Genomic DNA, 684 nt, shown 5'->3' with positions numbered 1-684 from the left:
CTAGCTGCTGATGAATCCACCGGAACAATGACTAAAAGGTTAGATGGAGTCAATGTTCCATCAACCCCTGAAAATAGATTGTTGTTTAGAGAAACGCTATTCAGCGCACCAAGTATGACTGAATGTATTGGAGGAGTTATTTTGTATGATGAGACAATAAACCAAGTGTCTTCAAAGAATAATAAGATCCCTGAATTAATTTTAAATATGGGCAGTATACCAGGTATAAAAGTTGATACAGGCGCAAAAACTCTTGCTGGCTCAGAAAATGAAAAAATTACTGAAGGTTTAGATGGTTTAAGGGAAAGACTTAAAGAATATTATAATCTTGGGGCAAAATTCACAAAATGGAGAGGTGTTTACAATATAAGTAAAACTTTACCTAGTAAGCTTTCAATACATTCTAATGCTCATGCATTAGCTAGATATTCGGCACTGGTTCAAGAATGTAATATGGTTCCAATTGTTGAACCTGAGGTCTTAATGGATGGTGAACATAATGCAAAAGAATGTTATGAAAAAACCTCAGAAGTTTTAAAAAAATGTTTTGAAGAACTTATTATACACAAAGTTGATCTAAAAGGAATTATATTGAAACCTAATATGATCTTAGCAGGAAATAAATCAAATGAAAAAATTTCAAATGAAGAAGTTGCAAAGTTAACTTTGAAATGCTTAAAAAGC

At 32.2% G+C, this 684-nt stretch carries 1 protein-coding gene; it reads left to right on the top strand.

Annotated elements, in window-relative coordinates; translation table 11 throughout:
- On the top strand, positions 1-684 hold a 684-nt coding region (locus tag AMN70_RS00585), incomplete at both ends, for a class I fructose-bisphosphate aldolase (RefSeq protein WP_075501038.1).

It is taken from the genome of Candidatus Pelagibacter communis, from assembly GCF_001179925.1.
Classification (GTDB): Bacteria; Pseudomonadota; Alphaproteobacteria; order Pelagibacterales; family Pelagibacteraceae; genus Pelagibacter; species Pelagibacter ubique_E.
Note: the sequence above shows the minus strand (reverse complement) of the source record. Positions and strands in the feature narration are given on the sequence as shown.